The following is a 7,922-nucleotide window of genomic DNA, read 5'->3' on the forward strand; positions in this document are numbered from 1 at the left end:
CCCCCGCGGCCCCCCCCCGCGCCCGAACCGCCCGCGGAGCCGCGACGCCCCTGGAGGTCCACGATTCCCGGCAGTTGGCGGCGCCTCCCGTGGCGGCCCTCTCGGCAGTTCGCGTGGCGGTTCCTCAGGCCGGCACGCGGCGGGCGTGCCCGCGCCGGGCTGGGCGTGCTGTTCCTCTGCGCCGCGGCGGCCCTCGTCGCGACCGGTCGCGGGGCCGCACCCACCGAGCTCGAGCTCACCGACGGCGGCGTCTGGCTGGCCACCACCAGCACGGGCACCCTCACCCACCTGAGCGGACCAGCCGGGCGGGCCGACGCCGCGGTCACCGTGCCCGGCGCCGTCGGACGTGACCTGACTGTCGCCCGCACCGGCGCGGCGGTCCTCGTGGCCGACCCCGGTTCGGGCCAGGTGCACCTGGTCGACCCTGCCCGGCTGGCCTCCGTCCGCTCGGCGGATCTGGGACCCGGGGTGACGATCGTCACCTCGGCGACGGCGGCCTACGCGGTCGACCCGGCGTCCGGGCGGGTCCGGCGGCTCACCCGCGACGACCTCGCCGGCGCCGGCCCCGTCCTGGAGCTCCCGCCGCCGCTGGGGCGCGCGGCGCTGACCGACGACGGAACCCTGTGGGTGCCGGTCCGGTCCGCGGGCACAGTCGTCGCCCTGCGGGACGGCGCCGCCGAGCCACCGCACCCGGTCGCCCCGCCCGGCAACGCCGTCGACGTGGTCCTCGCGGGCGGGCACCCGCTCGCCGTGGACACCACCGCCGCCACCGTCACCGCCCCCGACACGGGACACGTGATCGCCCTGCCGCCCGCCGGCCCGACCAGCGGACCGCTCCCCGGCCTGCTGGCGCCGCCGCGCACGGACGGCGGCCCCGTGCCCCTCCTCGACCCGGCCACCCGCCGCCTGTTCCTCGTGGACGTCGCTCAGGGCTTGGTGACCACGGTGACCATCCCGGACATCCCCGGATCGGGCCAGCTCGGCACACCGGTGGTCCATGCCGGTCACGGGTACGTGCCGGACTCCGCGCTCGGTGTGGTGCTCGACTACGACATCGCCCGCGGCGGCTTCGGCGATCCGGTGCCGGTCGCCGCGCCCGCCGGCCAACCGCGGCTCACGGTGGCCGTCGACGGCGACCTGGTGTGGATCAACGACCTGGCCGGGCCGAACGCCGTCCTCATCGACGGCCGGGGGCGGACGGCGATCGCCAAGCAGCCGCCGGATCTCGCCGGTCTGGCCACCGAGGCGGCCCGCCCGCTCCCGCCGGCGCCGCCGCTGCCGACGGCAAGGCGGCCGTCGGCGCCCGGCCCGGCCCGCGATCCGGGGCCGGCCACGCCGACCGCACCAGCCGCGCCGACGGGGACGGCCGCGCCGCGGACCACCTCCACCGGGCCGCCCACTCCGCCCGGACGGACCACGCCCGAGCCGACCATCGTGCCGCCACCCACTCCACCCCCGCCGACCGGGCCACCACCGACCGGACCACCACCGCGGACGGCACCGCCGGACGGCACGCCGCCGCCGCTCCCCTCCCCGACCGTCGTGCCCCGGCCGACCACCACACCGGCCGGGACCGACATCGGGTGATCAGCCCGCGAAGTCGATCGCCAGCCGGGCGGGGTCACGCAGCTCGACGACGCGGAAGCCGACCCGGGAGCCGAGCCCCACGCCGATGTGCACGTAGCCCTCGTAGTCACCGGCGAGCGCGTAGCTGATCGGGCCGGACAGCTCACCCCCGAACTGGGGGGTGGTCAGCGTGGACTCCCCCGCGTCGCCGTGCGCCACGGCCGGGGTGACGACGATCTCGAAGGTGACCGGGCCGCGCAGCGGCAGCGGTGCCCCCGAGCCGGGCCGGAACACCTGGTCGACATAGCCCGCTGTGTAGCCGGGCAGGCCGCCGGCGAACTCGAGCACGAGCCGGTTGTAGGCGGCGCCCCCCTGCACGTTGCGCGCGGCACGCAGCGCGACCAGCCGCGCCGGCGGCGTGACCTGGTGCTCGGCGCGCACCTCGCGGGTCGTCCAGGTCGACGGGGCCGACCCCTCCGCCCCGACCGATCCGGACGGACCGCCCGATCCGGGGGTGCCGGCGGGGCCGGCTGACGGGGACGTGCCGGCCGGGCCGGACGAGACCGCCGCGCTGGTGCGCGGTGCCGGCGCCCCGTCCGGCCCCGATCCGCCCGCGCCGTCGCCGCACGCGGCGAGCGTGGTGAGGGCGGCACCCAGCAGGACCGCCAGCACGGCGGCCCCGCCCGTCCCGGGACGGATGACACGCCGCGAGCGACAGCGGGGGCCGAGGCGGTGTGGGCTGAGGCGGTTCGGACCGCGGCGGTGGGGGGTGAGAGAGCACTCCACGAGGGCCTCCGGGCGGACGTGCGGGAACAGGGCGATATCCGCAGTGTGGGCCGCGTCCTACGAAAATCAATGCCGTCCCACCTGCGGGTATATGTCGCAGTACGATCCGCTCGAATCGTGCCGGGAATCCGGACGGTGGCCTGGTCTGGGGCTTTGGGGGGTACGCGGACCGTGAGCACGAGCGGCGTCGAGGTTCAACCATCGCGACCGAGTGACCCCGTCTCGCTGGGACGGCACCGGGTGCTCGGCCGTCTCGGTGCCGGTGGCATGGGCGTGGTCTACCTGGCCGAGGGCCCGTTCGGCCGGGTCGCGGTGAAGCTCGTCCGCGAGGAGCTCGCGGACGACCCGGACTTCCGCCGCCGGTTCCAGCGCGAGGTCCAGGCCTGCTTCCGGGTGGGCGGCACGCACACCGTCCGCCTGGTCGACTTCGAGCTGGACGCCGACCGGCCCTGGCTGGCGACCGAGCTCGTCGACGCGCCGAGCCTGTCGACCCACGTCCGGTTACACGGTCCGCTCGGCCCGGACGAGCAGACGGTGCTCGCGGCCGGGCTCGCCGACGCGCTGATCTCGATCCACGCGGCCGGGATGATCCACCGGGATCTCAAGCCGTCGAACGTCCTGTGGACGGCGCACGGGCCGAAGGTCATCGACTTCGGCATCGCCGCGGCGGCCGACGCCGCGGTGATCACCCTCAGCGGGCAGTTCGTCGGCACTCCCGGCTGGCACGCCCCGGAGCAGGTCTCCGGCGCGGAGGCGACCCCCGCCGCCGACATCTTCGCCTGGGGCGCGCTGCTGTGTTTCGCCGCGACCGGCGAGGCACCGTTCGGCACCGGGCCCGGCGCGGCGGTGCTGCACCGGGTACTGGCGGCCGAGCCGTCCACAGACCCCGAGCGGATCGCGCCGGGGCTACGCCAGCTCGTGTCCAGCGCGCTGGCCCGCGAGCCGGCGGACCGGCCCACCGCCGAGGCCCTGTTCACCGAGCTGGTGGGTTCGCTGCCCGACGGCGCCGACGGCTCTGCCACCCGGTTCCTGCAGACCCGGCCGGTGGCGGCGGCGACACCGCCGTGGTCGGCGACCATCCCGCCGACAGGCGACAAGGACGGCCCGGCACCCGACCAGGCAAAGCCAGGCCAGTCGACGTCCGACCAGGCACGGCCCGACCGGTCGACGCCGCAGCAACCACAGCCGGGACGGCGCAGGCGGCGCCGGGTGATCATCGCGCTCGTGGCGGCCGTGGTCGTGCTGGCCGCGGGCGGGACGGCGGCCGCCCTGCTGACCTCCGGCGGCGACGACGGCACGTCCGACACCACCTTCACCGCCGACTTCACCGCCGACGCGCCATGGCGGCTGCGGATCTCCGACGAGATCCAGGGTGCCGACGACACCGGCTGCGCGGTCACCGTCACCGACACCGCGACGGGCGACAGCCGCTCGATCCCCGGCGTCTACGGGGAGAAGATCTACCAGGTCTCGCAGGTCGGGACGTTCCGCTTCGGGGTGGACAACCCGGGCTGCGTGGTCCAGGGCCTGGAGACCGCGGGTGACGCGTCGTTGCCGTTCGCGACAACCTCGTACACCGGTGACACCGAGGCCTTTCACACCGAGGGCACGGTCACCGTCGAGGTCGTCGACTTCAGCGGCAGCGAGGACTGCGCCCTCGAGCTCCACTCGGCCACCGACGGCCGGATGCTCAACTTCGGCACCGCCCGCCCGGACAGCCCGACAATCACCCTGGACGCCGGCGGCCCCGACCAGGTCTACCTCGCCGAGCCGCCCTGCGGGCTGCGGGTCCTCCCCGGCTGAGCGCGCCGGTAGGGGCGCCCCTGTCGGGTGGCGGCCTGGGCTTTCGGCCCGGTCCGGGGCGATGCTGTCACCGACGGAAACCGGGCACCCGCAGCGGAACCGAGGGCATGCCCACCGAAGGGAGCGACGATGCTCGGGAACGTGTCAGAACCCCGCCCGCGGCACCTGGACCCGCGAGGCCCGGGCACCCGCCTGCGCCCGGGCACCCGCCTGGGCCCGGGCACCCGCCTGGCCGGCTCGTCCCCACGCCGCGCCGGCCCGCTGGCCGCGCTGCTCGCCGGGACGGTCACGGCCGGCCTGCTCGCGGGCTGCGGCGGCGGCGGCTCCGGCGCGGCCACCGATCCGGCCGAGAGCCTGCGCCCGACGGCACGGCCGGCGACCGCGAACGTGGACGACGTCGCCGGCGCGAAGGCGTCGCCGGAGTGCGCCGCCGCGGTGAAGACGCTGCGGATGTTCGCCCTGGGGTCGCTCAACGACGCGGCGAAGTCGGGCAAGGCGTACATGGAGAAGGCCCATCCCGGCCTGACCGTCGAGCTCACGGCCGACGCGACCGGCTACCCCCAGCTCGTCCAGCAGATCAGCGCGGACCGGGCCGCCGGGCGCCCGGCGGACGTCGCGGTCGCCGGCTTCGACCTGCTGCCGACCTTCGCCGACAAGCTCGGCGCGCAGCCGCTGTCGCCCCGGTTGCTGCGGGCGTCCTACGACCAGCGGTTCCTGCCGCTCGGCGAGTACGGCGGCCGGCTCGTCGCGGTGCCGCAGCAGGTGTCCACGCTCGCACTCGTCTACAACGCGGACGTCCTGGCGAAGGCCGGGGTCGACCCGAAGACGCTGGGCACGACCACGGGGGTGCTCGCCGCGGCCGAGCGGATCAGGAACTCCGGTCAGCAGATCCAGCCGATCGACCTGCCGACGGGCGGGTTCGCCCAGTGGTACCTGACCACGCTGACCAGCTCGAAGAACACCCCGGTGATGAAGGCGGACGGCCAGCCCGACCTGACCAGCCCGGCCGCCCGCGAGGCCGCCGCGTTCCTGGCCAAGGTGGGCACCTACGGAACACAGTCGAGCGACCCGACCACGCAGGGCCTGCTGCGCTTCGGCATCCGGCACGAGACGGCGATCAGCGCGGTCACCCTGCCGTCGCTGGCCGCGGGGCTGCGCTACGTCCATGACCAGGGCGCGCAGGGCTTCAAGGTGGGTGTCGCCCCGTTCCCGACCCTGCCCGGGGGCACTCAGCACCCCGTCGCGGGCGGCAACGGGCTGTCCGTACTGTCGACGGACCGCTGCCAGCGGGAGATGGCCACCGAGCTGGTCGTCGCGCTGCTCGCCCCGGACGTGATCGCCGCCGGCACCGAGGCGTTCAGCTTCCTGCCGGTCGACACCGAGGCCCGCGGGCAGCTCGCGCCGTTCTACCGGGAGTTCCCGGAGCTGACCCAGTTCGACGCGCTGATTCCGGATCTCGTCCAGGCGCCGACCTGGGGCGGTGAGCGCGGCGGCGAGGTCCACGACGCGCTGAACGACGAGGTGGTCGCAATCATGACAGGAGCCGACCCCGGCACCACCCTCACCGAGGCCCAGCGGAAGATCGCCACCCTGGTGAAGTGATCTCCCGCTCGGGACAGTTCGGACCCCGGGCACCACCCTCACCGCGGCCAGTGGGAGATCGCCGCACCGGGACGGTGATCTCCCACTCGGGATGTGTTCAGACGCCGAGGGTGCGGACGGGGTCGGTGCCGTCCCAGCCCTCGGTGGCGGCGCGGACGAACTTGGCCATGCCCTCCGTGGCCGGGTTCAGCTCCATGATCTCGATGATGGTGGCCGGACCGGCGGGCGGCTCGAAGTAGGCGTAACGGGTGGCGCCGTCCTCGCCGCCGCCGGTCCAGACGATCGGCCAGCCCGCGGCCTCGATCGAGGCGATGGTGGCCTCGAAGTCCGGGGCCCACCAGGCGAGCTGGTGGAAGCCCTCCTTGCCGGAGTCGAGGAACTCGGTGTAGATGCTGGGCGCGTCACCGTGCTGCTGGATCAGCTCGACCTGCATGTCGCCGGTGTTGGAGAAGGCGACCGACATGGTCACCTCGCAGTCCTTGCCGCGGAAGAGCCCCGCCTGCGGGTGCTCCCGCAGCACGTACCAGGGGCCGACGCCCAGACTCAGCCAGGAGGCGATCGCCTCGTCGATGTCGCGGACGATGTAGCCGATCTGGCGCGCAACGCCGGGCAGGACGTCCGGGTTGACGGTGGTGGGCGAGGTGGTCACGGTCCGCTCCTCGGGTCTGGCGCGGCTCCGGCCGGACCCGCGGGCTTGGGTTGACCGGGACCGAGCTCCGCAACAGCGGCCAGTCCCGTGACGCGGGGGAACGCTAGCCGTGCCGGCGGAAATGCGTCAACTGTTCCCATCTGTTCTCATCGCCGCTGGAACTGGGCCGGTAGAATTGATCTGTGCCCACCGGAGCAGCCGGCACGGGCGCTGACCGCAGTCAGCGCCGGGCCTCCTACCAGCAGGCGCGCTCGCACGAGACGAAACGCACCCTGGTGCAGGCGGCCGTGGCACTGTGGCGCGCGAACGGCTACGCGGCGACCACGGTCGCCGACATCTGCCAGGCGGCCGGGGTCTCCAAGGGACTGTTCTACTTCTACTTCCCGCGCAAGGAGGACGTCCTCCTTGAGATCGGTGTGCTCTCCACCCGCGGCGCCCGCCGCACCACGCACGAGCTGCTGCGCGGGCCGTACGACGTCACCGCCGTCGTCGCGGCGACCCTGGGCGGCCTCGAGCGGTCGATGCGGCGCAACCCGCCCGAGCTGATCGTCGAGACCATCCTCGAGAGCTACCGACACGAGCACCGGGCGCTGGCCGGCGAGGTGCCCCCGGAGCCGACTCCGATGATCTTCGGTGACCTGTTCGACCGCGCGGTGGCGGACGGCGCGCTGCCCGGTCACGTCGACGCGGCGCGGCTGGCTCGGCTGGCGCAGTCGCTGGTCAGCGAGGGCGCCCGCCACTGGGCGGCCGGCGCGTACGCGCCGCGGTCGTTCGCCGACGTCGTCACCGAGGACATCGCCGCTCTCATCGCCGGCTTCAGCCAGCCGCCGCCACCACCCGCCTGAGCCCGCCGGCTCCACCCCGGTCCGGGTGGCCCCTGACGTGGCCTCCCGGACCGGGACGACGCTCAGACGACGAGCGGCAGGTGCTCGTACCCGCGCACGGTGCTGGTGTGCAGCCGCACCGCGCTGTCGTGGTCGACCTGGTAGTTCGGGAAACGGCGCAGGGTCTCCTCGATCCCGATCCGGCCCTCCATCCGGGCCAGCGCCGCGCCCAGGCAGAAGTGGGCGCCGCGGCCGAACGCCACGTGGCCGTCGAACTTACGGTGGATGTCGTAGCGGTCCGGGTCGGTGTACTTGCGCCCGTCCCGGCCGGCCGATCCGGTGAGCAGCGGATGTGCTCCTCGAGCGCGGCGATCCGGCGCGGGGTGAAGGCGCGGGACACCAGCGACCGCAGCAGGTGGTGGGCCGGGGCATCCGTGAAAATCATGAAGCCGGGCGGCATCGGCTCCGGCGTCATGATCTCCAGGATCGTGCCGTGCGCGGAGCTGTAGGTGTCCGCGTTGACATGGGCGGCGTCGATGTCGGCGTGCCGGGAAAGCGCGTAGAAGTCGAACTTGTCGTTGCGGTAGACGGGCTCCTCTTGACCTCCTCCCCGGCCTGAAGGCCGGGGATTCCCACACCTCGCGGTGCGGGTTCCTGCTTCACCAACGGACGCCTCCTCGCTTCAGGAGCGA

6 protein-coding genes and 1 pseudogene are annotated in these 7,922 nt (G+C 74.5%); 4 read left to right on the plus strand and 3 right to left on the minus strand.

The features are described 5' to 3' along the window. On the plus strand, positions 1 to 1,587 hold a 1,587-nt coding region (locus tag MXD62_RS26480), incomplete at its 5' end, for a hypothetical protein (protein WP_248832135.1). Here MXD62_RS26480 and MXD62_RS26485 read toward each other — a convergent pair. Continuing rightward, the gene (locus tag MXD62_RS26485) at positions 1,588 to 2,238 is read right to left on the minus strand and encodes a hypothetical protein (protein ID WP_248832136.1); all 651 of its coding nucleotides are present in this window, start codon (positions 2,236 to 2,238) and stop codon (positions 1,588 to 1,590) included. It lies immediately after the preceding gene. A 285-nt stretch (positions 2,239 to 2,523) separates the two neighbouring features. Here MXD62_RS26485 and MXD62_RS26490 point away from each other — a divergent pair, with 285 nt between their 5' ends. Further along, a complete protein-coding gene (locus MXD62_RS26490; protein ID WP_248832137.1) occupies positions 2,524 to 4,155 on the plus strand; it encodes a serine/threonine-protein kinase in 1,632 nt (543 codons plus the stop codon). A gap of 129 nt (positions 4,156 to 4,284) precedes the next feature. After that, entirely contained in the window at positions 4,285 to 5,757 is a 1,473-nt protein-coding gene (locus tag MXD62_RS26495) for an extracellular solute-binding protein (RefSeq protein ID WP_248832138.1), read from the plus strand. Between the two features lie 97 nt (positions 5,758 to 5,854). Here MXD62_RS26495 and MXD62_RS26500 read toward each other — a convergent pair whose 3' ends face one another. Next, positions 5,855 to 6,406 carry a VOC family protein gene (locus MXD62_RS26500; protein WP_248832139.1) on the minus strand — a complete coding sequence of 184 codons (552 nt, stop codon included), beginning with the start codon at positions 6,404 to 6,406 and terminating at the stop codon, positions 5,855 to 5,857. A 182-nt stretch (positions 6,407 to 6,588) separates the two neighbouring features. On the opposite strand from MXD62_RS26500, the gene MXD62_RS26505 reads away from it, so the two are divergent. Next, positions 6,589 to 7,251, plus strand: a complete 663-nt coding sequence (locus MXD62_RS26505; RefSeq protein ID WP_248832140.1) for a TetR/AcrR family transcriptional regulator — start codon at positions 6,589 to 6,591, stop codon at positions 7,249 to 7,251. Between the two features lie 62 nt (positions 7,252 to 7,313). Here MXD62_RS26505 and MXD62_RS26510 read toward each other — a convergent pair. Next, positions 7,314 to 7,828 (minus strand): annotated as a pseudogene (locus tag MXD62_RS26510) (cytochrome P450); the annotation flags it as partial. Between the last annotated feature and the right edge of the window lie 94 nt (positions 7,829 to 7,922).

The sequence above is a fragment of the Frankia sp. Mgl5 genome (genome assembly GCF_023242985.1).
Classification (GTDB): domain Bacteria; phylum Actinomycetota; class Actinomycetes; order Frankiales; family Frankiaceae; genus Parafrankia; species Parafrankia soli.

What these genes read in the sequence shown, in the direction of transcription:
- MXD62_RS26495 (WP_248832138.1), top strand. Translation starts at nt 4,285, where the DNA reads ATGCTCGGGAACGTGTCAGAACCCCGCCCGCGGCACCTGGACCCGCGA.